A 23,169-nucleotide genomic window follows, 5' to 3' on the forward strand; every position below is an offset into this window, starting at 1 on the left:
CTGCAGCGTCATCCTTTCCCTCGATCCGGTCCAGGTGTGCTGTTGGCTGCCAGGGCAAGGCGCTCACACGGCCGTGACCTGTGCCTGAAGGCCGTGCGCTGCCGGTTGTTTGGTGTTCCTGATGCGTGCCTGGCTTGCTCAGGCCCACTGCCCGTGCGGGCGGCTGATCCGGTCCGCTCCATGCGGCAGGCGGGGCCGGCTGGCGTATCGGCAGCGTGCTGCTGCGCCAGGCAGACAAGACAGTGCGCTGCATTTTGCGTTACAAGGTGGGCAGCTTCCTTGTCAGCCAGGCGATGGTAATGAGTGCGGTAATCGATGATGACACCCTGCAGGCACAGGCCCAGGCGCTGGGCCGTTACCTGCAGCAGCAGCACCTGAGCCTGGTCACGGCCGAAAGCTGCAGTGGTGGCTGGATTGCCAAGCTGGTCACCGACATTGCCGGCAGCTCGGTGTGGTTTGACTGCGGCATGGTGGTCTACAGCTACGAGGCCAAACAGGCGTTGCTGGGCGTACGCGCACAGACCCTGGAACACTTTGGTGCGGTAAGCCGCGAAACCGTGCTGGAAATGGTCAGTGGCGCGTTGGCACGCTCCGGTGCCGGCATCGCCGTGGCCGTGACCGGGATTGCCGGCCCGGGCGGCGGCAGTGAGGACAAGCCGGTGGGCACGGTATGGATCGGCTGGAAGCGCCGCGGTGGCTATGCCCGCGCCCAGGTGTTCCAGTTCACGGGTGATCGCGACGCGGTACGCCGGCAGACCGTGGCGGCCGCCCTGGCTGGCCTGCAGCAGCCGGACTGAGGAGTCGGCCGATGGCGATGTGGGACACGCTGGGAACGGTGCGCGATCTGGGGCGGCTGCAGGAAATCGCGGCGGTCCTGGTCAAGTACGGCTTCGGTGATCTGGTCCGCCGGATCGGCCTGGCTGACGTGATGGAGCGTGCGGGCAGGCTGTTGCACCTGCGCGGCAGCGAGCAGCATGCGCGCCTGTCCAGCGCACAGCGCGTACGTCTGGCCCTGGAGGCGCTGGGGCCAAGCTTCATCAAGCTTGGCCAGGTTCTGGCCACGCGTGTGGACCTGTTTACGCCGGAGTGGATTGCCGAGTTTTCGCGTCTGCAAAGCAATGTGCCGGCGCTGCCGTGGGCCGAGATCGAAGGCCCCTTGGTGCATGCGCTGGGGCATCCGCTGGAGGAGGCATTTGCGTGGGTGGAGCAGCGGCCGCTGGCGGCCGGCTCACTGGCGCAGGCCCACCGTGGCTGGCTGCATGACGGCACCGCGGTGGTATTGAAGGTGCGCCGTCCCGGCATTGGTGAGGTGGTCGAGGCCGATCTGCGGCTGCTTGCGCGGCTGGCGGACATCGTCGAGGCACGGGTGCCGGACCTGGCCCGTTTCCACCTGCCCGAAGTGGTCAGTCAATTTGCCACTTCATTGCGCCGCGAACTGGATTTTGTCGCCGAGTGCCGCAGCGCCGAGCGGATGGCGAAGAATTTTGCCGGCTACCCGCAACTGAAGATTCCGCAGGTGTACTGGCAATGGACGCGTTCCTCGCTGGCGGTTCAGGAGTTCATTGATGGCATCGCCGGCAATGATTACCTCGCCCTCGAAGCTGCCGGTCTGGACCGCCACCAGCTGGCCCAGGCCGGTGCCAGGATCGTACTGAAGATGGTGCTGGAAGACGGTTTCTTCCATGCCGATCCGCATCAGGGCAACCTGTTCTTCCTGCGCGACGGACGGATTGCCCTGATCGATTTCGGCATGGTCGGACGCCTGAGCGAACAGCGCCGCGGCGAAGTGGCGCTGTTGCTGCATGGATTGGCGCAGCAGCGGCCGGCACAGGTCAGCGAGGTGCTGCTCGAATGGGCTGGCGGGCTGGAAGTGGACGAGCCGGCGTTGTTGCAGGACATCGCGGTCCTGGTCGACAACTACCGTGGTCTGGCGCTGAAAGACCTGCGTGTGGGCAGCATGCTCAACGATGTGACCGTACTGCTGCGCCACTACGGGCTGACCCTGCCGCCGGACCTGGCCTTGATGGTCAAGACCTTCCTTACCCTGGACGGGGTAGGGCGGCAGCTGGATCCGGATTTCGACATGACCGCAGCGGCCACGCCGTTCCTGAAACGTGCCATCGGCCGGCGTTACCGTCCTGAAGCGTTGTGGCGCCGTGGCAGCGAGCATGCCGACAACTGGTGGGATCTGGGTACCAGCTTTCCGCGAGATGCACGCCAGATCCTGCAATCGGTGCGCCGCGGTCGGCTGCAGCTGCGGATTGAAACCCGGGCGATGGATCGTTTCGGCGAGCAGGTACAGCGGGCGGCCAACCGCCTGGTGGTCGGTGTCATCACCGCTGCGCTGGTGGTGGGCTCGTCCATTGTCATGCACTCGGTCGGTGCGCATTCCAGTGCCTGGCTGCTGTCGCTGGGGGTTGCCGGTTTTGTCGGCGCCGCGCTGTGCGGGGTGTGGATCGTGCTGTCGATCTGGCGTTCGGCCCGGCATTAGCACTTTGCACAACAAGGCCACTTGCCAGCCGGCCTGTTGGTAGTAATACTACTAACCATGGACCTGACCGACACCCAGCAGGCGATCCTGGCTCTGATCGCACAACGTATCGAATGTGAAGGCCTGCCGCCGTCACAGACGGAAATCGCCCGTGCCTTTGGTTTCAAGAGCGTGCGCGCGGCGCAATATCACCTGGAGGCGCTGGAGCAGGCCGGGGCGATTGAACGCCTGCCGGGCAAGATGCGCGGTATCCGCATCCTGGCCGCACCTGGGGCCAGTGCCGGGGCAGGAGACAGTGCCGTGCCGCCGGGCGGACAGGAGCAGCTGCTGCGGCTGCCGATCCTGGGGCGGGTGGCCGCCGGGTTGCCGATCGGGGCCGACCTGCCCAGCGATGATTACGTGGTGCTGGACAAGGTGTTTTTTTCGCCGGCACCGGACTATCTGCTCAAGGTGCAGGGCGATTCGATGATCGATGAAGGCATCTTCGATGGCGACCTGATCGGCGTGCACCGTACCCGCGATGCGCGCTCCGGTCAGATCGTGGTGGCGCGTATCGATGAGGAAATAACCGTCAAGCTGCTCAAGATGGGCAAGGATCGCATCCGCCTGTTGCCGCGTAACCCGGACTACTCCCCGATCGAAGTACTGCCCGGACAGGATTTCGCCATCGAAGGACTGTATTGCGGGCTGCTGCGGCCCAATCGCTGAACCCCGGCAGCGCAGTGCGTCCAATCCTGACTCCCGCATGCATGGCTTGGCCATTGCCGGGCACGGCGGGCGACAATCACCCTGATACCCGCTTGCTGGCGTCTCAGCCTGTGCGATCAACGCCCACTACAGTGGCCGGCAAGCAACACTCACTGACTTGAGGAACACCACGATGGATGAGAACAAAAAGCGCGCACTGGCTGCGGCTCTGGGTCAAATTGAAAAGCAATTCGGCAAGGGCTCGGTGATGCGCATGGGCGACCGCGTGGTGGAGCAGGTCGAGGTGGTGCCTACCGGCTCGTTGATGCTGGATATCGCGCTGGGTATTGGCGGCCTGCCCAGGGGCCGGGTGGTGGAAATCTATGGCCCGGAATCCTCTGGCAAGACCACCCTGACCCTGCAGGCGATTGCCGAATGCCAGAAGCTGGGCGGCACCGCCGCCTTCATCGATGCCGAGCATGCCCTGGATCCGATCTATGCCGCCAAGCTGGGCGTCAATGTCGATGATCTGCTGCTGTCCCAGCCCGATACCGGTGAACAGGCCCTGGAGATCGCCGACATGCTGGTGCGCTCCGGTTCGGTGGACATCGTGGTGATCGACTCGGTCGCCGCGCTGACCCCGAAGGCAGAAATCGAAGGCGAGATGGGCGACCAGCTGCCGGGTCTGCAGGCCCGCCTGATGAGCCAGGCGCTGCGCAAGCTCACCGGCAACATCAAGCGCTCCAACACGCTGGTGGTGTTCATCAACCAGCTGCGCATGAAGATCGGCGTGATGATGCCCGGACAGAGCCCGGAAACCACTACCGGCGGCAATGCGCTCAAGTTCTACGCTTCGGTACGCCTGGACATCCGTCGTATCGGTGCGATCAAGAAGGGCGATGAAATCATCGGCAACCAGACCCGGATCAAGGTCATCAAGAACAAGCTGGCCCCACCGTTCAAGCAGGTGGTCACCGAAATCCTGTACGGCGAGGGCATTTCCCGTGAGGGCGAGCTGATCGACATGGGGGTGGACGCCAAGCTGGTTGAAAAAGCCGGTGCCTGGTACAGCTATGGCGACGAGCGCATTGGCCAGGGCAAGGACAATGCACGTGGTTACCTGCGCGAGCACCCGGAGTTGGCCGCGCGTCTGGAGGCCCAGCTGCGCGAGAAGTACCAGCCGGCTGAAGCCAGCCGCGAAGAAGGCGACGAGTAACGGTTGTGGCCGCCGGGTGTGGCGCGCTGTCAGTGACGCAAAGCACCCGGCGGCCCCCTTTCAGCCTGTCCCTGGCCGGGCAGGCAATGGAAGATGGTGATGGATGATGATGATCAGGGCACCGCGCCAAAGCGCCGTGCCCGCCGGGTGGAGCAGACACCCGTCCAGCGTGCCTTGGGCCTGTTGGTACGGCGTGAACATTCGCGGCTGGAATTGACCCGGAAACTGGCGGTACGCGGGGTCGAGCGCGAGGATGCCCAGGCGGCAGTGGACAAGCTGAGTCAGGCCGGTTGGCAGGATGAACAGCGCTTTGCGCATTCGCTGGTACGCAACCGTGCGGCGGCCGGCTATGGCCCGTTGCATATCCGTGCCGAGCTGGGAACCCATCGCTTGCCGGCCGAGCTGGTGGCCGAGGCAATGACGCAGTACGAGGGCGACTGGCAGCAGAATGCGTGCGACCTGCTTGCGCGTCGTTTCCCGCATGGGGTCGAGGAAATGGTGCAAAAGCGCAAGGCCATGGACCTGTTGGCACGGCGCGGATTTCCGATGGAGATCATCCGCCGCCTTGTCCAGGGGCGGGTGCAGGACTGGGACGATCAGGCCTGATACCCTACGGGACTGAAAATTCCCCCACGCAAGCCCGGCACTATCACCGGGCCTGCCCAGCCGGCCCGCGATCGCCAGCCCACATGACCAACACCACCAAAATCTCCACCGCGAAAATCCGCAGCGATTTCCTCAATTTCTTCCAGTCCAAGGGGCACACCATCGTGCCGTCGGCACCGCTGGTGCCGGGTAATGACCCGACCCTGCTGTTCACCAACTCGGGCATGGTCCAGTTCAAGGACGTATTCCTGGGCGCGGAAAAGCGCAGCTATGTGCGCGCGGCCGACGTCCAGCGCTGCCTGCGTGCCGGTGGCAAGCACAACGACCTGGACTCGGTGGGTTACACCGCCCGCCACCACACCTTCTTTGAAATGCTGGGCAACTGGTCCTTCGGCGATTATTTCAAGAAGGAAGCCATTGCCTGGTCGTGGGAACTGCTGACCAAGGTCTGGGGCCTGGACCCGGAACGCCTGCTGGTCACCGTCTACCACACCGATGATGAGTCCTACGACCTGTGGCACACGATGATCGGCTTGCCGCCGGAACGCATTGTGCGCATCGGCGACAACAAGGGCGCCCCGTATGCCTCGGACAACTTCTGGCAGATGGCCGATACCGGCCCCTGTGGCCCGTGCACCGAGATCTTCTATGACCATGGCGCCCACATCGCCGGTGGCCCGCCGGGCTCGCCGGACGAGGATGGCGACCGCTACATCGAGATCTGGAACAACGTGTTCATGCAGTTCGACCGCCAGCCCGACGGCTCGCTGCAGCCGCTGCCGGCACCGTGCGTGGATACCGGCATGGGCCTGGAGCGCATTGCCGCGATCCTGCAGCATGTGCACACCAATTACGAGATCGACCTGTTCCAGGCACTGATTGCCAAGGCGGCCGAGCTGACCGGTACCCAGGACCTGGAAAACAAGTCGCTGCGCGTGATCGCCGACCACATCCGCGCCTGTTCCTTCCTGATTGTCGACGGCGTGCTGCCCTCCAACGAGGGTCGCGGCTACGTGCTGCGCCGGATCATCCGCCGCGCACTGCGCCATGGCTGGATGCTGGGTGTCCGCGGTGGGTTCTTCCACAAGCTGGTGCCGACCCTGGTGGCGCAGATGGGTCAGGCCTATCCGGAACTGACCGCTGCCCAGGCAATGGTCGAGAAGGCCTTGCAGGCCGAGGAAGAGCGCTTTGCCGAGACCCTTGATTCGGGGATGAAGATCTTCGACGAGATTGTTGCCGGACTCGGCGCTACCACCACCATCGCCGGTGTGGACGCCTTCCGCCTGTACGATACCTATGGCTTCCCGGTTGACCTGACCGCTGACATTGCGCGCGAGCGTGGCCTGTCGGTGGACATGGCCGGCTTCGAGGTGGCGATGGAACAGCAGCGCGAGACCGCACGCGCGGCCGGCAAGTTCGGTGGTGGCGTCAGCCTGCCGGCCGAGCTGGTGGCCCAGCTGCAGCCGACCCGGTTCCTGGGCTACGAGGCGCACACCGCCGACAGCCTGGCCGTGGTGGCCATCCTCAAGGATGGCCGTCCGGTGGATGTCATTGCCGCTGGTGATGCTGCCATCGTCTTTACTGCCGCTACCCCGTTCTACGCCGAATCCGGTGGCCAGGTCGGTGATACCGGTGCGCTGAGTGCTGCCGGTGTGCTGTTCAACGTCAGCGACACCCAGAAGTTCGCCGGCCAGTTCCACGGCCATGTCGGCACCCTGGAGCAGGGGACGCTGAAGGTGGGCGACAGCCTGTCCGGTGGGATCGATGCGGCCCGTCGTGGAGCGACCATCCTCAACCATTCGGCCACCCATCTGCTGCACGCCGCACTGCGCGAGGTGCTGGGCACCCACGTCCAGCAGAAAGGCTCGCTGGTCGCCCCGGACCGCCTGCGCTTTGACTTCTCGCACTTCCAGCCGATCACTGCCGACGAGCTGGCCGTCATCGAACGCAAGGTCAACGAGCAGATCCGTGCCAACAATGCGGCCGAAGTGCACCACATGGGCATGCAGGAGGCGCTGGATTTCGGTGCGATGGCGCTGTTCGGCGAAAAGTACGGCGAAAACGTGCGCGTGCTGAAGATGGGCGACTACTCCACCGAGCTGTGTGGCGGTACCCATGTCAGCCGTACCGGTGACATCGGCCTGTTCAAGATCACCACCGAAGGTGGGGTCTCGGCCGGCGTGCGCCGCATCGAGGCGGTGACCGGACAGGGCGCGCTGGACGTGATCGCTGCCGAGGAGGCCCGTCTGGCCGAAGTGGCCGCCATCGTTGGTGGCCAGTCGGCAGAACTGGTGGAAAAGGTGCGTGCGCTGGCCGCGCGCAGCAAGCAACTGGAGCGTGAGCTGGAGCAGCTCAAGGCCAAGGCCGCGGCCGGTGCCACGGCCGATCTCGGCAGCCAGGCAGTCGAGGTGGCAGGCCTCAAGGTCCTGGCGGTGCGCCTGGAAGGCTTCGATGCCAAGGCCCTGCGCGACGCGATGGACCGGCTGAAGCAGCAGCTGGGTGATGCGGTGATCCTGCTGGCCGGTGTTTCAGAGGGCAAGGCTGCGCTGGTGGCGGGTGTGTCCGGGGTGGCTCTGGGCAAGGTCAAGGCAGGGGCCTTGATCGCGCACGTTGCTGCCCAGGTCAATGGCAAGGGTGGTGGCAGGGCGGACATGGCCCAGGGTGGTGGTGACGACTCTCCGGCACTGGTTGCGGCTCTGGCTGCTGTGCCCAACTGGGTGGAAGTGCAATTGGGCTGAACCATGCATTTTATCTGGCTTGAAGTGCATGGACGGCAAACGTTAAGATTCGCCACATTCCTTCCCGATGGGAAAGGCGCCCGGATCGCGGGCGCACTGCCGGCGGAAGTTATTCGTCGGTACCTAGGAGATTAAAACCATGTTGATCCTCACCCGCCGCGTAGGCGAAACCTTGATGATCGGTGATGCCGTCAGTGTGACCGTGCTCGGGGTCAAGGGTAATCAAGTCCGTATCGGGATCACTGCCCCGAAGGATGTGGCAGTGCACCGCGAAGAGATCTATCAGCGGATACAGCGCGGTGACGAGCCGGCTGCAGAAAGAGAAGAAAATAACGAATAAAAGGCTTTACGGATTCTGCCGGCACAGGTAAAATTACCTCACTGTTTCGGTGATGACCGCAAGCAAGAAACCCGGAGTGATGCCCGAGTGGCCGAAGGGGCTCCCCTGCTAAGGGAGTATAGGGTCAAAAGCTCTATCGAGGGTTCGAATCCCTCTCACTCCGCCAGTTTTGAAAACACCTGCCAATGGCAGGTGTTTTTTTATGTCCGGCAGTAACGCCGCTCCTGAACGCCGCTCCTGATCCGGCAGGGTATTTTTCACCCATGTACTGAGTGGGGTGGCCTGATGGCATCTCCATGCTGGCGGGTTGGGCTGGCTCTCCCCCGGTTGTTGTGCGCCGCTGTTTCCTGCTGGCCGAGCTCGGTGGAGTGGGTATTGTTGTTGTATTTCAACGTGACCAGGATGCTGTAGATGCGGCAATAAAAAACCACGACCGAAGTCGTGGTTTTTTTAATCTGGTGCGCCCGGAGAGATTCGAACTCCCGACCGCCTGGTTCGTAGCCAGGTACTCTATCCAGCTGAGCTACGGGCGCAGATTTACCCTCGAAAGGGTGATTCAAGTTGGTGCGCCCGGAGAGATTCGAACTCCCGACCGCCTGGTTCGTAGCCAGGTACTCTATCCAGCTGAGCTACGGGCGCATTGGCAACTTGAATTTTGCAATTAAACTTGCAAGTTTGTTTTTTTCGTGTGTGGTGCGCCCGGAGAGATTCGAACTCCCGACCGCCTGGTTCGTAGCCAGGTACTCTATCCAGCTGAGCTACGGGCGCATGTACGACACAAAAACAACAAGCATTGCAGGATTCAACATGCAACTGACAGCGTGGTGCGCCCGGAGAGATTCGAACTCCCGACCGCCTGGTTCGTAGCCAGGTACTCTATCCAGCTGAGCTACGGGCGCATCGATGTCAGGAGCGAGATTATGCGCTGAGACAGCCAATGCGTCAATGGTTTTGTGAAAATTTCAAAGGGCCATTCACAGCAGTGCCTCGGCAATCGCAGCGGGGTGACGGATCCAGGCAAAATGATTGGCCGCTACCCCCAGCTGCGCGGCAGTGAGCATGGCCGTTTGGTGACGGCAGCCGGGTATCCTGGCGCGCAATGCTTCCAGTGAGGATGCTGGTGCCATCCAGTCGTCCTCAAGGCATACCGCAATGCAGCCGAGATCAAGGCCGGCCATGTCCTGCTGCACCTGTGCAGGTATCCGATAGCGCCCGCTGCGTCCCACCCGGGCCCAGTCTGCAACAAGCCGACGGGCTTCCCGGCCGCCAAAGCCCAGCCGTCTGCCCGGCAGGTGGCCCAGCAGCAGGGCCATGCCCGGAAGCAGGGTGTATGCCAGTGGCAGCCAGTAGCGGTGGGGTGGCGGAAAGCTTGCCCAGTGTGGTGAGCCGGCGGCGACCAGCCACAGCCGCTGCAGCCCGGGAATATGGCTGGCAAAACAGCAGCTGAGCTGGCCGCCCAGGCTGTGTCCGCCCAATGTATCGACAGGCATCCCATGAGCGTTCAGGCAGGCCACTGCGGCAGGAAGGTCGGTGGCCAGCAACTGGGCAAATCCCCAGTCCTGGCGGCGGCTGGCGCGCAGCTTGCTGCTGCCATGGCCGCGCCATTCGTGCAGGGTCACGCTGCAGCCGCGTTGGGCCAGGGCATGGGCAAGGGGCAGGTAGTGGCGTGCACTGACTCCCAGTGCGGGCAGCCACAACAGGTGGCGCGGCGAGGCTGTCGCCGCGGCGACATGCAGCAATTCAAAGCGATGCCCATCACTGGCAGTGACCTGCAGCGTGAGCGCAGGGGTCATCGTGCGGCGCCGATATGATCCAGTATGCGGACGCTGCTTTTGCCCGGCTGATAGCCCCATTGCAGGCCGCGGGCCACATAGCCGATGGCGCCTTCGCAGGCGGTGGCCAGAGGCTGCTGCCGGCACAGCAGGGCGGTGATCGCCGAGGCCAGCGTGCAGCCGGTGCCGTGTGCTTCCAATGGCAGGCGCGGGTGGGTGAAGCGGGCCACTGTCTGCCCATCGCTGAAGCGGTCCACAACCTCGTTGCCTTCAAGCAGGTGTCCGCCCTTGAGCAGTACCGCCTGTGCACCCAGTTGGCGCAGTTGTTCCAGTGCAGCGTCAGCGCTGGCTGCATCGCTGATCGGCTGGCCCAGCAGGAATTCTGCCTCGGGGATGTTCGGTGTGATCAGCGTGGCCAGCGGGATCAGTCGTTCGCGCAGTGCGCTCAATGCACTGTCTTCAAGCAGGCGGGCACCGCTGGTGGCGATCATGACCGGATCGAGCACCACAAATGCCGGCCGGTACGTTTCCAGTGCATCGGCCACGGCATGGATGACCTCGGCGTTGGCCAGCATGCCCAGTTTGACGGCGCCGATAGTGAAATCATCGAAGCAGGCATCGATCTGCGCGCGCAGGAAACCCACCGGCGGTACATGTACGGCGCTGACGCCGCGGGTGTTCTGTGCGGTCAGGGCGGCGATGGCGGAAAGCCCGTGCACGCGATGGGCAGCAAACGCCTTGAGGTCGGCCTGGATGCCCGCGCCGCCGCCGGAGTCCGAGCCGGCAATGGTCAGTGCCGAATAAGTAGTGGACATGTTCATGGCCACGATTGTGCCCGGTTTTTCCGCGCTGGCTAGAGGCTGCGCCACAGCAGGGCGTAGAGCATGTAGCTGGCGCCGGCCAGGCCGGTCAGCAGTGCCGGGGCATACAGTGCCTGGTAGGTGTAGGCAGAAAACAGCAGCGCCCCGGCCATGGATCCGGCCAGAAAACCGCTGATGATCAGGCCGCTGAGGGTCAACCGATGCATGGCCAGCGGCAGGCCACGCAACAGGTGGCCCAGACCGATTCCCAGATCGGTGAACATGCCGGTCAGGTGGGTGGTGCGGATGATTGCCCCGGAAAAGGTGGTTGCCAGGGCGTTCTGGATGCCGCAGGCCGCCGCTGCGATCCATGCCCCGCCGATATGCTGACGGGCAAACAGCGGTACGGCCAGCAGCAGCAACGCGCACTCGATGATCAGCATCAGCCCATAACGACGGCCCATGCGCAGCTGCTGGTTCTGGATGATCAATCCACTCAGGGTCGCTCCGGCGCAGAAAGCCAGCAGCAGGCCCCAGAGATGGCCGATGCTGCGCCAGTCGCCTTGAGTCAGCGCAATGCCCAGCTGGCTGGTGGTGCCGGTGAGGTGGCCCAGGCCTTGGTGTTCAAAGCCAAGAAAACCGACCACGTTGACCATGCCGGCCACTGCAGACAGGCTGACGGCTCCCAGCCAGACCCAGCGAGGTAATTGTGCCGTCTTCACGTGGGTCAGGGTTGTGCCGGCACTGCCTGGATGAACTGTCCGCTTTGCGGGTCATACAGGGCATGCCAGCCGATATCGCAGGCGACGACGATGGCGCGGGTGGGATCGTAGCCGGCGTTGTCGGTGGCAGGAAAGCCGCGGACATAGATCTGGCGCTGGCCACGGCTGATGATGCCGACATACTGGCGATCGCCAGTGAGTGCCTCGGGCAGGCGGCTTTGCAACTGGGGCAGCCGGGCTTCGAGCTGGTCGATATCGCTGCGTGACGGTGCCCAGAAATCGGTGATTTCCACCTCCAGGCCGCCGGGGCAGGCGCGCACCAGCTCGGCGGCGACCAGTGGCCGGGTCACTACCCAGCTCTGTCCCGGGCGCTGCGCGGTAGGCACCTGTCGGGGCGTGGCAAGGTTGCTGCAGGCGGACAGGACCAGGCTGGTTGCGATCAAGGCCGGCAGCCAGGGGCGTGCGGTAGCGGTAGGCATCACAGAACCTCCGAAGCAAAATCAGCCAGCCGCGAACGCTCGCCGCGGCGCAGGGTGACATGGGCGCTGTGCGGCCACGGTTTGAAGCGGTCCACCGCGTAGGTCAGGCCGGAGGTGGTTTCGGTCAGATAGGGGGTGTCGATCTGCTCGACATTGCCCAGGCAGACGATTTTGGTCCCCGGGCCAGCGCGGGTTATCAGGGTCTTCATCTGCTTGGGCGTCAGGTTCTGCGCCTCGTCCAGGATCACATAGCGCGACAGGAAGGTGCGCCCGCGCATGAAGTTCAGCGAACGGATCTTGATCCGGCTGGCCAGCAGGTCATTGGTCGCCGCGCGGCCCCAGCTGCCACCACTCTGGTTGCGGGTGAGCACTTCCAGGTTGTCGGTCAGTGCGCCCATCCACGGCGTCATTTTTTCTTCCTCGGTGCCCGGCAGGAAACCGATGTCCTCGCCGACACTGACCGTGGCGCGGGTCATGATGATCTCGCGGTAGCGCTGGGTATCCAGCGTCTGCGCCAGGCCTGCGGCCAGTGCCAGCAGGGTCTTGCCGGTACCGGCGGTACCGAGCAGGGTGACAAAATCAATTTCCGGGTCCATCAGCGCATTCAGAGCGAAATTCTGTTCGCGGTTGCGCGCAGCGATACCCCAGACGGCGTGGCCGTCGTGGCGGTAGTCGTCCAGCAGCGACAGCCGGACCCGGCCGCTGTCGTCGATGGCGTCCACGCGTAGCTCGGCATCCTCATCGCCGACCTGGTGCAGGAACTGGTTGGGATACCAGCTCTCCTCGGGTAAGGCGGTGATTTCATAGCGGGTGCGGCCGTGGTCGGACCAGCTGCGCAGGTCGGCGCCATGCCGCGACCAGAAATCCTCATCCAGCTCGGTGGCGCCGGTGTAGAGCAGGCTGAAGTCATCCAGCGCGCGGTCGTTCTCGTAATCCTCCGAGACGATGCCAGCAATGGCAGCCTTGATCCGCAGGTTGATGTCCTTGGAGACAAACACCACCGGGGTGTCGCCGGACTGTTCCTGCAGCGCCAGGATCGCGCCGAGGATGGCGTTGTCAGGCACATGTGCGGCAAAGCGTTTGCCGGCATCGAAGTCGCCGGTCTGGAAGCGCAGGCGGCCGGCGCTTTCATGTCCACGCAGGTTGATGCTGCCGGGCGCCTGCAGGGCAATGCCGCCGGACAGGTCCGACAGGCCCGAGCCCTCGACCAGCTCATTCAGGAAGCGGCTGACCTGGCGCGCATTGCGGCTGGCCTCGCTGGTCCCCTTCTTGCCATGGTCCAGCTCCTCGATCACCTGCATCGGCAGGTAGATGTCGTGCTCCTCGAACTTGAACAGGGCAGTGGGGTCGTGCATCAGCACGTTGGTATCCAGAACATAGATACGCTTGCCTGAGGTCATCGCGGATTCCTGTGGGAAGTGGGGTGCCGTGGCGGGGAGGCGCCGGCCGGATCAGCCGCGTGTTGCCAGCAGGGTCTCCAGTACGGCCTGGGCATGGCCGGCAACCTTGACCTTACGCCAGCTGGCCGCAATGTGGCCATCGGGGCTGATCAAGAACGTGCTGCGTTCGATGCCACGCACCTGTTTGCCGTACATGTTTTTCATCTTGATGACATCAAAGGCCTGGCACAGCGCTTCATCGGCATCGCTGATCAACGGGAAGTTGAAACCCTGCTTGGCGCAGAAGTTGTCGTGGGCGCGTACCGAATCACGCGATACACCAAACACCCGGGCGTCGGCTGCGGCGAAGCGGGGCAGCAGGGCGTTGAACTCCAGCCCCTCGGTGGTGCAGCCCGGGGTGCTGTCCTTGGGATAGAAATAGATCACCAGCCAATGCCCCAGCTGCTCGCGCAGGCTGCTGTGTGTGCCCCCGGACAGGGCCAGGGGGAGATCCAGGGTGGCGGCGTCCAGCAACTGTCCGTTGTCCATGCTGTCCTCGTTGATGATGGGATACAGGTGCGGCGCCGGGTCGGCGCCGCGGGGGATCAGAACTTCATCGGGTCCATGATCGCGTCCAGGTTCAGGTGGTCGCAGAACTCCAGGAAGTCATCGCGCAGCGCGGCGATGTGCGAATCGGCCGGCACACCGATGGTGATCTGTGCACTGAACATCTCCGCGCCGGTCTGCATGGCGCGATAACGCGTGCTTTGCAGGCTTTCGATGGTGATGCCCTGGCGGTCGAAAAAATCGGCCAGCTGGAACAGGATGCCCGGCTTGTCGGCGGCAATCACTTCAACGATGTAGGGCAGCAGGTTGGATTGCTGCGGTTTGGCCTGGGTGCGGTACCAGCTCACACGCATCCCGCTTTCCTCGCGCTCCAGGCGGCCAAGCATGGCCTCCAGCTTGGCCACCGCGTCCCATGAACCGGTTACCAGTGCGGTGAGCGAGACATCGCGGCCGACGGTAGCCAGGCGGATGTCGGCCAGGTTGCAACCGCTGTCGGAGATGCGTCGGGTCACACTGAGCAGGGGCGACTCCGGGTGGGTGGAGTAGGCAGTGATCAGGAGGTGGTTTTCGGCCGGTGAGGGCCGGGTATCGGTGTCAGTCAAGGCGGTTCCGGCAAGCAGGGGGATCGGGACGCCGTCATCAGGACGGTGTCCGCCACGAAGGAGCATATTGTCGCTGCTTTAGGGCCGCAAGTAACGTGTCCGGACCGGCGGCGGCCTTCGGCTGGGGGGGGCAAATTTGGCCTGGATCGACGCCGGTGGGTATCGAGCGCGGCGCGGATCAGGCATGCTTTGCCACGGAGCACGGCCGACAGGCTGGCGCACAGGCATGATCCGGCCGCTTGGACGGCTGTTAGCGGGAGAAAGAATCGATGCGTCATTGGGTGGTTGATGGCCGCGCCTGGCAGGCGGCGGCGTTGGCGGGCATGGTGGTGATGACGGCAACCGGTTGTTTTGGCAAGGGTGCGCGCGGTGATTTCGCGTTGCCGGCCGATCAGCGGCCGCTGGAAATCCCGCCGGCGCTGGTGGTGGCCGAAGCGGAGGGTTCCACGTCCGGTGCCGCGGTCAGTGCAACGGCCCCGCGCCCCGCGGCCAATGGTTTCACCATTGCCGGTGAGCGTGATGCGGTGTACCAGCGCGTCGGCCAGGTACTGGAAAGCATTGACGGGCTGCAGATTGCCAGCCGCGCGCAATTGCTCGGCTCCTATGATGTGGCCTACCAGGGCAGCAACTTCCTGGTGCGGATCGTGTCGGTGGATGCCGGGGCCTATGTCTCGGCGGTGGATCCGCGTGGTTTGCCGGCCACTGGTGAGGCTGCCACGGCAGTAATGGCGCAACTGAAGGCCGGCCTGGAAGGCTGAGCCGGTTGTGGCCTGATCGCCAATCAAAAAGGGCGCCAGTGGCGCCCTTTTTGTGTGTCAGCGCTCCAGATACTGGAGCTTGTCGGGGACGCCGTCCCATTGCCCGGCATCTTCCGGTGGGTCCTTGCGTACGGTCAGTACCGGCCAGCTGCGTGACAGCTCGGCATTCAGTGCGACAAAGCCTTCCTGGCCCGCCGGGACATCATCTTCAGGGAAAATGGCGCCGACCGGGCATTCCGGCTCGCACAATGTGCAGTCAATGCATTCGTCCGGATCAATGACCAGAAAGTTCGGGCCTTCATGGAAGCAATCCACCGGGCAGACTTCCACGCAATCGGTATGTTTGCACTTGATGCAGTTTTCGGTAACGACAAAAGGCATGGCAGGTGTCCTGCAGGTCGAGGCGCCGATTGTAGTGCGCGCATCGGAGGTGGCAAGGTGGGGCTGAAACAGAAAAACCCCGCGTGGCGGGGCTTTCTTTAGCGGCGACGCTGGTGCTCCCTAGGGGACTCGAACCCCTGTTTTAGCCTTGAGAGGGCCACGTCCTAACCACTAGACGAAGGGAGCGCTGTTGGTCGCGTCGTGCGATGAGCGGTAGTATAGGCAGGTCCTGTGTTCAGGGCAATCCTTGTTTTCACATTGGAACCGCCGTCATCAACCCGCAAGTTACCCCTCCATTCACACTGCGAGTCATCCCTCGTGATCAGCACACGATCTCGCGCAAGGACATCAGTCCCAATGCGCTGCGCGTGCTGTATCGCCTGCGTGAGGCCGGGTTTGGTGCCTATCTGGTCGGTGGCGCCGTGCGCGACCTGCTGGTCGCTGGCAATCCCAAAGATTTTGATGTCGCCACCGATGCCACGCCCGAGCAGATCAAGAACCTGTTCCGCAATTGCCGGCTGATCGGCCGGCGCTTCCGTCTGGCGCACGTTGTGTTTGGCCGCGAGATCATCGAAGTGGCCACCTTCCGTGCCAATACCGATGACGGTACCGGCGACCGTGAAGTCGAAAATGGCATGCTGGTGCGCGACAACGTCTACGGCAGCATCGAAGACGATGCCATTCGTCGTGATTTCACCTGCAACGCGCTGTACTACGCGATCGAGGATTTCTCCGTACGCGACTACACCGGTGGTTTTGAGGATGTGCAGGCCGGGATCATGCGTCTGATCGGCGAGCCTGAACAGCGCTACCGCGAAGACCCGGTGCGCATGCTGCGTGCCGTGCGCCTGGCAGCCAAGCTGGGTTTCACCATCGAGCCGGCAACCGCTGCGCCGATTCCGCAGTTGGCCCACCTGCTCGGTGATGCCGCCCCGGCGCGGCTGTTCGAGGAGATGCTCAAGCTGTTCCTCTCCGGCCATGCGGTGGCCAGTTTCGAAGGCTTGGAGCAGCACGGCCTGTTTGCCGAGTTGTTCCCGGAAAGTGCTGCGGCCCTGCGCACCAACCGCAGTGGTGCGTTGCGCCGGGTGATTGTCGAGGGCCTGGCCAATACCGATACGCGGGTCGCTGCCGGTGAGCCGGTATCGCCGGCCTTCCTGTTTGCGCTGCTGCTGTGGCCTGCGTATTGCCGGGCAATGGCGCGCTTGCAGAAGCAGGGCATGCCGGCCGAGGAGGCGGTGCGCCTGGCCGCCGATGTGGCCACCGCCGACCAGCTCGAACGGATTGCCCTGCCGCGCCGCTTCTCCCTGCCGATGCAGGAGATCTGGCTGATGCAGATGCGTTTTGCCAGCCGGCAGAAACGGCGGGTTTTCCGCACCCTGTCGCACCCGCGTTTCCGTGCCGCCTTTGATTTTCTGCTGTTGCGGCAGGCTGCGTCGGGTGAGCACGGCCAGGATGTGGTGTTCTGGCAGCAGGCACGTGAGCAGAGCGGTCGCGAGTTGGAGGCTTCCCTGGAGTCTTCGGCCGGCAGTCGCGGTGATCTGCCCGTGACGGCCGAGGGGGCGCGGCGCGCGCCACGCCGTCGCCGTGGCAGCCCGGCCGGGAGTGCGGATCCGGCCGCGGCCGAATGACTGCTGTGGTAGAGGCGTGCATCGGCCTGGGTGCCAATCTGGGCGATGCACAGGCCACGGTCGGCCAGGCGCTGGCCTGCCTGGCCGCCGATCCGGAGATCTCCCGGCTGCGGGCCTCGCCGCTGTACCGCAGCGCGCCCTGGGGGCGTCAGGACCAGCCTGACTTCATCAATGCCTGCGCGTGCTTCGTTACCGGGCTGACACCCCTGGCGCTGCTGGAAAAATTGCAGGCGCTGGAGTTGGCGCATGGCCGCCAGCGGCTTCCCGGGGGGCATTGGGGGCCACGCACCCTGGATCTGGACCTGTTGCTGTACGGCCAGCAGGTCATCGACCTGCCGCAGTTGCAGGTACCCCACCGTTGGATGCATGCGCGGGCTTTCGTGCTGGTACCGCTGGCCGATATTGCGCCACAGGCCGGGATTGCCGGCCATGGCACGGTTGCGGAGCTGCTGGTCGGCATGGATACAAGCCAAGTGGTGCCGATAGGGGGATAATGCTCCCCTTGTTGCCACTGCTTACTCCCCACATGAGCACATATGCTGATAGCAAGCCGCTGACCGTTCCGGGTCTGGCGCAGGCGCGCGCTGAAGGGCGCAAGCTGGCCATGCTGACCTGTTACGACGCCGGCTTTGCCCGTACCCTGGATGCCAATGGCGTTGACCTGATCCTGATCGGCGATTCGTTGGGCATGGTGGTGCAGGGCCACGATTCCACCTTGCCGGTGACTGTGGCCGACATGGTCTACCACACTTCCTGCGTGGCACGGGTGCTCCGGCGTGCGCTGCTGGTGGCCGACCTGCCCTTCGGTGCCGATGCCACTGCCGAGCGCGCCCTGGAGGCGTCGCTGCAGCTGCTCAAGGCCGGCGCGCAGATGGTCAAGCTGGAAGGGGCCGGGTTCAAGCTGGACATCATCCGCTTCCTGGTTGAGCGCGACATTCCGGTGTGTGCGCATCTTGGGTTGACCCCGCAGTCGGTACTGACCCTGGGGGGCTTTCGCGTTCAGGGGCGTGGCGATGCCGGTCAGCTTGTACTGCAGCAGGCGCGCCAGGTTGCCGAGGCCGGCGCCAGCCTGCTGGTGCTGGAGTGCATGCCCTCGCCGCTGGGCGCGCAGATCACCGCCGAGTCGCCCATTCCCACCATCGGTATCGGTGCCGGCGGCCAGTGCGATGGCCAGGTGCTGGTGCTGCACGACATGCTGGGCCTGGACAGCGGCCATCGCCGGCCGAAGTTCGTCAAGGATTTCCTGGCCGAAGGCGGCAGCGTTGCCGCCGCGGTGCAGGCCTACGTGGCCGCCGTGCGCGATGGTTCCTTCCCCGACGCCGAGCACGCCTACGCCTCATGATCGAGACTGTCACCCAACTCAAACGGCTGCGCGCGCTGGTGCGCAGCTGGAAGAAGGCCGGGCTCAAGGTCGCCCTGGTGCCCACCATGGGCAACCTGCACGAAGGCCATTTCAGCCTGGTCCGCCAGGCCCGCCGGCATGCCGACAAGGTCGTGGCCAGTGTCTTTGTCAACCCGACCCAGTTCGGCCCGAACGAGGACTTCGACCGTTACCCGCGCACGCCCGAGGCCGATGCTGCCGGGCTGGAAGCGGCTGGCTGCGACCTGGCCTGGATGCCCGGCGTCGATGAGATGTACCCGCTTGGCCTGGCGCACACCACCACCGTTTCGGTGAACGGCAACGTCGCCGCCGTCCTGGAAGGGGAGCGGCGTCCTGGCCATTTTGATGGGGTGTGCACTGTGGTCAGTCGCCTGTTCAACCAGGTGACGCCGGATGTGGCGTTGTTCGGCAAGAAGGATTACCAGCAGCTGGCGGTGATCCGTCAACTGGTGGATGAACTGCAGTTCCCGGTGGACATCATTGGTGCCGAGATCGTGCGCGAGCCTGATGGTCTGGCGCGGAGTTCACGCAACCAGTACCTGAATGAAACAGAGCGTGCCGTTGCGCCGCAGCTGCACCGGGTGCTGCGTGAGATGCGTGCGGCCTGTGCCGCCGGCCTGCCACGGCAACTGGTGGAGCAATCTGCCACCCAGGCGCTGGCCCAGGCCGGTTTCGTGGTCGATTACGCCGTGGTCCGCCAGCGTGACCTGGCCGAGCCGGTCGATGGCCAGCCCGGCGAGCGGGTCGCGTTGCTGGCTGCCCGTATCGGCACTACCCGGCTGATCGACAACATCGAGTTCTGAATGCAAGGCAGCAGGCGCTGGCGAGCATCCTCGCCGGCCCTGTTAGACTTGCCCTCTTTAAACAACGATGGCCGCTGCCTGCGGCACACACCATGCAACTGTCCCTGCTCAAGACCAAGATCCACCGCGCCACCGTGACCCACTCGGAGCTGAACTATGAAGGCTCCATCGCCATTGATGACAACCTGCTGCAGGCCACGGGCATCCGTGAGTTCGAGCAGGTGCACATCTGGGACGTGACCAACGGCGCACGCTTTTCCACCTATGCCATCCGCGCCGAGGCCGGCAGCGGCATCGTTTCGCTCAATGGTGGCGCCGCCCGCCATGTGCAGGTGGGCGACATCATCATCATCGCTGCCTTCGCCAGCATGAGCGAGGCCGAGGCTGATGCCTTCCAGCCGACGCTGGTGTATGTCGATGGCAATAACCGGATCAGCCATACCAATACCGGAATTCCGGTTCAGAAAGCCTGAGACGCACGCTGCGGGGAGTTGCAATGGCACAAGCCGGGTACAGGGACGCACTGGGTGCACATGCACGCCGTCTGGCGCAATCCAGCATTGAGGATCTAAACCGCAGACAGCCGGGAAGGGCGCAGCAGCTGGCGCTGCGTATCGGTCCGCTGTACGCCAATTTTGCGCGCCAGAGCTATGACCAGCCGGCGCTGGATGCGCTGTGGGCATATGGCCAGTCGCTGGAACTGCCGCAGGCGTTCCGCCGGCTGTTTGATGGGGCTCCGGTCAACCTGACCGAAGCCCGGCCTGCCCTGCATACCGCCTTGCGCAGTGATCTGGGGCGCGGTCCGGTGGCTGCAGCGGCGCGTGCGCAGGTGCTGGCCGCCGAGCAGCGCCTGGCCGCGATCGTGGCCGAGCTGGAGGCTTCGGGCATCACTGACATCGTCAGCATCGGCATCGGTGGCTCCGACCTGGGGCCGCGCCTGGTCTGCGATGCACTCAAGCCGCTGCAGGGCGCTCGGTTTGCCGTGCACTTTGTTTCCAATATCGATGGCATGGCCATCGAACGGGTCCTGGCCGGGCTGGACCCGGCGCGTACGGCCGGGATCCTGATTTCCAAGAGTTTCACCACGCAGGAAACCCTGTTCAACGGCGCGATCCTGCAGCGTTGGTTGGGGGATGCGGGCCGCCTGTACGCAGTCAGCGCCGACGTGCAGCGTCCACAGCAACAGTTCGGCATTGCTGCAGAGCGCGTGCTGCCGATGTGGGATTGGGTGGGGGGCCGTTACTCGCTCTGGTCCGCCGTTGGCCTGCCGATCGCCCTGGCCCTGGGCATGGATGCCTGGCGGCAGCTGCATGAGGGTGCGGCGCTGGTCGATGCGCATGTGCTGCAGGCGCCGCTGCAGCAGAACCTGCCGTTCCTGCACGGCCTGACCGAGATCTGGAACCGCAATGCATGCGGCCATGCCAGCCATGCGGTGATGTGTTACGACGCCCGCCTGGCCCTGCTGCCGGCCTATCTGCAGCAGCTGGTGATGGAGAGCCTGGGCAAGCAGGTGGGCGTGGATGGCCGGCCCGTCTGCGGCGATACCGTGCCTGTCTGGTGGGGCGGGGCAGGTACCGATGTCCAGCACAGCTTCTTCCAGGCCCTGCACCAGGGCACGCAGATGATCTGTGGTGAGTTCATCGGCTGCGTGCGCGGCGATGATCCGCATCCACTCTCCCACCAGGCCCTGCTGGCCAACCTGCTGGCACAGACCCAGTCGCTGGCCAATGGCCAGCCCAGTGCCGACCTGCAACGGAATTATCCCGGCGGCCGGCCAACCACCACCGTGCTGCTCGATGCGCTGACGCCGTACTCGCTGGGTGCGTTGATCGCCATGTACGAGCACTCGGTATACGTGCAGTCGCTGGCGTGGGGAATAAATGCGTTCGACCAGTTTGGTGTCGAGCTGGGCAAGCAGGTGGCCAGTGCGTTGCTGCCGGCCGTGCGTGACCGCTCGGTGACCGTGGACGATCCGGTGACGGCCGAGCTGCTGGCCCAGCTGCATCGCTGAGCTGCCACCGGTACGGCTCAGCCACGCCCGGGTGGCAGTTCCGGACTGGGGCGCTTGGCCAGCTTGCGCTGCAACGAACGGCGATGCATGCCCAGCAGGCGTGCGGCGGCGGAGATGTTGCCATTGGTCTCCAGCAGGGCCTGCTGGATGTGCTCCCATTCCAGGCGGCTGATGGGCGTCATTGTCTCCGGCAGTTCGACGCTGGTTTCGGCCTCGGTACTGCTGTCCTCGCCCAGGCCCAGTGCCCGCAGGATCACCGGCAGGCTGGCTGGCTTTGGCAGGTAATCATCGGCACCGAGCTTGATGGCTTCCACGGCCGTGGCGATCGAGGCATAGCCGGTGACCAGCAGGATGCGCATGTCCGGACGCAGCGCCCGCAACGGCTGGATCAGCTCCAGCCCCGAGTCATTGCCCAGTTTCAGATCCAGCAGGACAAACGCCGGCAGCTGGCTCTGCGCCAGTGCCAGCGCCTGGGTGCGGTCCGTGGCGGTATCGGCGTGGATGCCGCGCCGTGCCAGGCTGCGCTGCAGGGTGCGCAGGTACAGCGGGTCATCGTCGACGAGCAGGCCATCGATGTTCATTGGGCGTCCTGGTAATTAACCGGCAGGGTGAAACTGACGCTGGAGCCGGGTCCATCGGCGGGGCGCATCCATAACTGTCCCCCCAGCCGTTCAATGGTCGCATGCGACAGGGCAAGACCGACGCCGAGACCATCGCTCTTGCTGCTGTTGAACAATTTTCCCGGCAGTGCAGCCTGGCGCGGGTCAAAGCCCGGGCCGTAGTCGCGCACCTGTCCGTGCAGGTGTTGCCCGGCCAACTCCAGCTCCAGGTCGATGCGCTGCCTGCCAGCCTGCTGGCTGGCGTCGGCGGCATTGTTGAGCAGCACCATCAGCAGGTGGGCCACGGCAGGCTCGACGTGCTGCTGCAGTGGGGCAGTGGGATTGCGGTGCAGGTCAATGGTCGGGCGGACCAGCTGCCACTGCCAGATGACCTGCTCCAGGGTGATGGTTGCGCGCGCGCTGTGTTGTTGCGCCGGGGCTGCCAGTTCGTGCACCCGTTGCCGGCATTGGCCCAGGAGCAGTTGCGCGGTGGTGAGGTCTTCGTGCCATTCCTGGTTGGGTGCCTGTTCGGTCAGGTCGTCGATCAGCAGGGTCAATGTGGCCAGTGGGGTATTGAGCTCGTGCGCGACCGAAGCGGCATGGGTGGCCAGCGCAACGATGCCTTCGTTGCGGGTGAAGCGTTCACGCAGTGCGGCCAGTTCGGCCTCGCGGGTGCGCAGCGAACTGGCCAGGCGGGTGGCAAACAGCAGCACGACCACGCTGGACAGCAGGAAGTTGATCGCACTTCCCCAGCGTTGCAGTTGCGTCGGCGACAGGCTGGAGGCCGGCAGCTCGATGCCGGCCAGTGCGCTGGTCAGATACCCCAGTACGGCCGCTGCCGCTACCGCAAGGCTCCATGCCCGCGGCAAGGCCAATGCGGCCAGCGCAATCAGGATCACGAACAATGACCCGAACGGATTGGCGATGCCGCCACTGAAGCCGACCATCCAGGTCAGGACGGTGATGTCGACCAGGATGTGGCCGAAAGCAGTGGCCGGGGTGGGCTCACTGGCGCGTCTGGGCAGGTGCCACTGCACGATGGCATTGAACATCGCCAGTGCGCACACGCCGGCCCATAGTGGCAGCAGTGGCAGCTGCATCTGCAGCACGCTGCTGGCCACCAGGATGGCCACGGCCTGGCCAGCGGTGGCCAGCCAGCGCAGGCTGCACAGGGTGCGCAAAAACGGGGGGGGCGAGGAGCTCTGCATA

The 23,169-nt window shown here is 64.4% G+C and carries 24 protein-coding genes and 6 tRNA genes; 15 read left to right on the forward strand and 15 right to left on the reverse strand.

The features are described 5' to 3' along the window. Positions 1 to 299 precede the first annotated feature (299 nt). The 8 genes from ABB25_RS04035 (at position 300) to ABB25_RS04070 (ending at position 8,244) form a co-directional block, all read left to right on the forward strand. Complete coding sequence (locus ABB25_RS04035; RefSeq protein WP_425477293.1) at positions 300 to 797, forward strand: CinA family protein; 498 nt, start codon at positions 300 to 302, stop codon at positions 795 to 797. Between the two features lie 17 nt (positions 798 to 814). Next, positions 815 to 2,491, forward strand: coding sequence for an ABC1 kinase family protein (locus ABB25_RS04040; protein ID WP_057664477.1), 1,677 nt, complete (start codon positions 815 to 817; stop codon positions 2,489 to 2,491). A 57-nt stretch (positions 2,492 to 2,548) separates the two neighbouring features. Further along, positions 2,549 to 3,199, forward strand: coding sequence for a transcriptional repressor LexA (lexA, locus tag ABB25_RS04045; protein WP_057664045.1), 651 nt, complete (start codon positions 2,549 to 2,551; stop codon positions 3,197 to 3,199). A 172-nt stretch (positions 3,200 to 3,371) separates the two neighbouring features. Next, positions 3,372 to 4,394, forward strand: a complete 1,023-nt coding sequence (gene recA / locus ABB25_RS04050) for a recombinase RecA (protein WP_057664047.1) — start codon at positions 3,372 to 3,374, stop codon at positions 4,392 to 4,394. Between the two features lie 93 nt (positions 4,395 to 4,487). Next, complete coding sequence (gene recX / locus ABB25_RS04055) at positions 4,488 to 5,000, forward strand: recombination regulator RecX (protein WP_425477294.1); 513 nt, start codon at positions 4,488 to 4,490, stop codon at positions 4,998 to 5,000. Between the two features lie 83 nt (positions 5,001 to 5,083). Further along, positions 5,084 to 7,738 carry an alanine--tRNA ligase gene (gene alaS, locus ABB25_RS04060; RefSeq protein ID WP_057664049.1) on the forward strand — a complete coding sequence of 885 codons (2,655 nt, stop codon included), beginning with the start codon at positions 5,084 to 5,086 and terminating at the stop codon, positions 7,736 to 7,738. Positions 7,739 to 7,877: 139 nt separating this feature from the next. Beyond that, positions 7,878 to 8,078, forward strand: coding sequence for a carbon storage regulator CsrA (csrA, locus tag ABB25_RS04065; protein WP_057664052.1), 201 nt, complete (start codon positions 7,878 to 7,880; stop codon positions 8,076 to 8,078). 73 nt (positions 8,079 to 8,151) lie between these two features. Then, positions 8,152 to 8,244, forward strand: a tRNA-Ser gene (locus ABB25_RS04070). A gap of 290 nt (positions 8,245 to 8,534) precedes the next feature. Here the strand turns inward: ABB25_RS04070 and ABB25_RS04075 are convergent. The 11 genes from ABB25_RS04075 to ABB25_RS04125 form a co-directional block, all read right to left on the reverse strand. Next, positions 8,535 to 8,611: transfer RNA gene (locus tag ABB25_RS04075), tRNA-Arg, on the reverse strand. A gap of 29 nt (positions 8,612 to 8,640) precedes the next feature. Continuing rightward, a tRNA-Arg gene (locus ABB25_RS04080) sits at positions 8,641 to 8,717 on the reverse strand. Positions 8,718 to 8,769: 52 nt separating this feature from the next. Next, positions 8,770 to 8,846, reverse strand: a tRNA-Arg gene (locus ABB25_RS04085). A 54-nt stretch (positions 8,847 to 8,900) separates the two neighbouring features. Further along, positions 8,901 to 8,977, reverse strand: a tRNA-Arg gene (locus tag ABB25_RS04090). A 75-nt stretch (positions 8,978 to 9,052) separates the two neighbouring features. Continuing rightward, the gene (locus ABB25_RS04095) at positions 9,053 to 9,871 is read right to left on the reverse strand and encodes an alpha/beta hydrolase family protein (RefSeq protein ID WP_057664054.1); all 819 of its coding nucleotides are present in this window, start codon (positions 9,869 to 9,871) and stop codon (positions 9,053 to 9,055) included. Next, positions 9,868 to 10,671, reverse strand: a complete 804-nt coding sequence (gene thiD, locus ABB25_RS04100; RefSeq protein ID WP_057664057.1) for a bifunctional hydroxymethylpyrimidine kinase/phosphomethylpyrimidine kinase — start codon at positions 10,669 to 10,671, stop codon at positions 9,868 to 9,870. The genes ABB25_RS04095 and thiD overlap by 4 nt, the downstream gene beginning before the upstream one ends. A 32-nt stretch (positions 10,672 to 10,703) precedes the next feature. Further along, positions 10,704 to 11,372 carry a YoaK family protein gene (locus tag ABB25_RS04105; RefSeq protein WP_057664059.1) on the reverse strand — a complete coding sequence of 223 codons (669 nt, stop codon included), beginning with the start codon at positions 11,370 to 11,372 and terminating at the stop codon, positions 10,704 to 10,706. A gap of 5 nt (positions 11,373 to 11,377) precedes the next feature. Then, positions 11,378 to 11,851, reverse strand: coding sequence for a hypothetical protein (locus ABB25_RS04110; protein ID WP_057664063.1), 474 nt, complete (start codon positions 11,849 to 11,851; stop codon positions 11,378 to 11,380). Beyond that, positions 11,851 to 13,251 (reverse strand): PhoH family protein, encoded by a 1,401-nt coding sequence (locus ABB25_RS04115; protein WP_057664066.1) that lies wholly within the window; start codon positions 13,249 to 13,251, stop codon positions 11,851 to 11,853. Before ABB25_RS04115 ends, ABB25_RS04110 begins: the two co-directional genes overlap by 1 nt. Positions 13,252 to 13,302: 51 nt before the next feature. Then, positions 13,303 to 13,779, reverse strand: a complete 477-nt coding sequence (locus tag ABB25_RS04120) for a peroxiredoxin (protein WP_057664070.1) — start codon at positions 13,777 to 13,779, stop codon at positions 13,303 to 13,305. A gap of 56 nt (positions 13,780 to 13,835) precedes the next feature. Continuing rightward, positions 13,836 to 14,399 carry a glycine cleavage system transcriptional repressor gene (locus tag ABB25_RS04125; RefSeq protein ID WP_057664074.1) on the reverse strand — a complete coding sequence of 188 codons (564 nt, stop codon included), beginning with the start codon at positions 14,397 to 14,399 and terminating at the stop codon, positions 13,836 to 13,838. 269 nt (positions 14,400 to 14,668) lie between these two features. Here ABB25_RS04125 and ABB25_RS04130 point away from each other — a divergent pair, with 269 nt between their 5' ends. Continuing rightward, positions 14,669 to 15,157: a hypothetical protein gene (locus ABB25_RS04130; RefSeq protein WP_057664077.1), complete on the forward strand. Its 489-nt coding sequence runs from the start codon at positions 14,669 to 14,671 to the stop codon at positions 15,155 to 15,157. A 57-nt stretch (positions 15,158 to 15,214) separates the two neighbouring features. On the opposite strand, the gene fdxA is transcribed toward ABB25_RS04130, so the two are convergent. Next, entirely contained in the window at positions 15,215 to 15,538 is a 324-nt protein-coding gene (gene fdxA / locus ABB25_RS04135) for a ferredoxin FdxA (protein ID WP_057664080.1), read from the reverse strand. Between the two features lie 111 nt (positions 15,539 to 15,649). Further along, a tRNA-Glu gene (locus ABB25_RS04140) sits at positions 15,650 to 15,724 on the reverse strand. 20 nt (positions 15,725 to 15,744) lie between these two features. Between ABB25_RS04140 and pcnB the strand changes: the two genes are divergently transcribed. The 6 genes from pcnB (at position 15,745) to pgi (ending at position 21,361) form a co-directional block, all read left to right on the forward strand. After that, on the forward strand, positions 15,745 to 17,166 hold the full coding sequence (pcnB, locus tag ABB25_RS04145) for a polynucleotide adenylyltransferase PcnB (protein ID WP_057664083.1): 1,422 nt from the start codon (positions 15,745 to 15,747) through the stop codon (positions 17,164 to 17,166). Between the two features lie 5 nt (positions 17,167 to 17,171). Continuing rightward, positions 17,172 to 17,660, forward strand: a complete 489-nt coding sequence (gene folK / locus ABB25_RS04150) for a 2-amino-4-hydroxy-6-hydroxymethyldihydropteridine diphosphokinase (protein WP_211259285.1) — start codon at positions 17,172 to 17,174, stop codon at positions 17,658 to 17,660. Between the two features lie 32 nt (positions 17,661 to 17,692). Beyond that, complete coding sequence (panB, locus tag ABB25_RS04155) at positions 17,693 to 18,508, forward strand: 3-methyl-2-oxobutanoate hydroxymethyltransferase (protein WP_057664091.1); 816 nt, start codon at positions 17,693 to 17,695, stop codon at positions 18,506 to 18,508. Then, positions 18,505 to 19,350, forward strand: a complete 846-nt coding sequence (gene panC / locus ABB25_RS04160) for a pantoate--beta-alanine ligase (protein WP_057664094.1) — start codon at positions 18,505 to 18,507, stop codon at positions 19,348 to 19,350. The genes panB and panC overlap by 4 nt, the downstream gene beginning before the upstream one ends. Before the next feature lie 92 nt (positions 19,351 to 19,442). Continuing rightward, a complete protein-coding gene (panD, locus tag ABB25_RS04165; RefSeq protein ID WP_057664097.1) occupies positions 19,443 to 19,823 on the forward strand; it encodes an aspartate 1-decarboxylase in 381 nt (126 codons plus the stop codon). 23 nt (positions 19,824 to 19,846) lie between these two features. Continuing rightward, positions 19,847 to 21,361, forward strand: a complete 1,515-nt coding sequence (gene pgi, locus ABB25_RS04170; protein ID WP_057664099.1) for a glucose-6-phosphate isomerase — start codon at positions 19,847 to 19,849, stop codon at positions 21,359 to 21,361. A gap of 17 nt (positions 21,362 to 21,378) precedes the next feature. On the opposite strand, the gene ABB25_RS04175 is transcribed toward pgi, so the two are convergent. Continuing rightward, positions 21,379 to 21,942, reverse strand: coding sequence for a response regulator transcription factor (locus tag ABB25_RS04175; RefSeq protein ID WP_057664102.1), 564 nt, complete (start codon positions 21,940 to 21,942; stop codon positions 21,379 to 21,381). After that, a complete protein-coding gene (locus ABB25_RS04180; protein ID WP_057664105.1) occupies positions 21,939 to 23,168 on the reverse strand; it encodes an ATP-binding protein in 1,230 nt (409 codons plus the stop codon). The genes ABB25_RS04175 and ABB25_RS04180 overlap by 4 nt, the downstream gene beginning before the upstream one ends. Between the last annotated feature and the right edge of the window lies 1 nt (position 23,169).

The sequence above is a fragment of the Stenotrophomonas koreensis genome (assembly GCF_001431525.1).
Lineage (GTDB): Bacteria > Pseudomonadota > Gammaproteobacteria > Xanthomonadales > Xanthomonadaceae > Stenotrophomonas > Stenotrophomonas koreensis.

Coding starts and splice junctions, on each gene's coding strand:
- recA (WP_057664047.1), top strand. CDS start 3,372: ATGGATGAGAACAAAAAGCGCGCACTGGCTGCGGCTCTGGGTCAAATT.
- fdxA (WP_057664080.1), bottom strand. CDS start 15,538: ATGCCTTTTGTCGTTACCGAAAACTGCATCAAGTGCAAACATACCGAT.
- panD (WP_057664097.1), top strand. CDS start 19,443: ATGCAACTGTCCCTGCTCAAGACCAAGATCCACCGCGCCACCGTGACC.
- panC (WP_057664094.1), top strand. CDS start 18,505: ATGATCGAGACTGTCACCCAACTCAAACGGCTGCGCGCGCTGGTGCGC.
- ABB25_RS04180 (WP_057664105.1), bottom strand. CDS start 23,168: ATGCAGAGCTCCTCGCCCCCCCCGTTTTTGCGCACCCTGTGCAGCCTG.
- panB (WP_057664091.1), top strand. CDS start 17,693: ATGAGCACATATGCTGATAGCAAGCCGCTGACCGTTCCGGGTCTGGCG.
- ABB25_RS04035 (WP_425477293.1), top strand. CDS start 300: ATGAGTGCGGTAATCGATGATGACACCCTGCAGGCACAGGCCCAGGCG.
- lexA (WP_057664045.1), top strand. CDS start 2,549: ATGGACCTGACCGACACCCAGCAGGCGATCCTGGCTCTGATCGCACAA.
- recX (WP_425477294.1), top strand. CDS start 4,488: ATGGTGATGGATGATGATGATCAGGGCACCGCGCCAAAGCGCCGTGCC.
- alaS (WP_057664049.1), top strand. CDS start 5,084: ATGACCAACACCACCAAAATCTCCACCGCGAAAATCCGCAGCGATTTC.
- thiD (WP_057664057.1), bottom strand. CDS start 10,671: ATGAACATGTCCACTACTTATTCGGCACTGACCATTGCCGGCTCGGAC.
- csrA (WP_057664052.1), top strand. CDS start 7,878: ATGTTGATCCTCACCCGCCGCGTAGGCGAAACCTTGATGATCGGTGAT.
- ABB25_RS04110 (WP_057664063.1), bottom strand. CDS start 11,851: ATGCCTACCGCTACCGCACGCCCCTGGCTGCCGGCCTTGATCGCAACC.
- ABB25_RS04040 (WP_057664477.1), top strand. CDS start 815: ATGTGGGACACGCTGGGAACGGTGCGCGATCTGGGGCGGCTGCAGGAA.
- ABB25_RS04175 (WP_057664102.1), bottom strand. CDS start 21,942: ATGAACATCGATGGCCTGCTCGTCGACGATGACCCGCTGTACCTGCGC.
- ABB25_RS04120 (WP_057664070.1), bottom strand. CDS start 13,779: ATGGACAACGGACAGTTGCTGGACGCCGCCACCCTGGATCTCCCCCTG.
- pcnB (WP_057664083.1), top strand. CDS start 15,745: ATGAGCGGTAGTATAGGCAGGTCCTGTGTTCAGGGCAATCCTTGTTTT.
- ABB25_RS04130 (WP_057664077.1), top strand. CDS start 14,669: ATGCGTCATTGGGTGGTTGATGGCCGCGCCTGGCAGGCGGCGGCGTTG.
- ABB25_RS04115 (WP_057664066.1), bottom strand. CDS start 13,251: ATGACCTCAGGCAAGCGTATCTATGTTCTGGATACCAACGTGCTGATG.
- pgi (WP_057664099.1), top strand. CDS start 19,847: ATGGCACAAGCCGGGTACAGGGACGCACTGGGTGCACATGCACGCCGT.
- ABB25_RS04095 (WP_057664054.1), bottom strand. CDS start 9,871: ATGACCCCTGCGCTCACGCTGCAGGTCACTGCCAGTGATGGGCATCGC.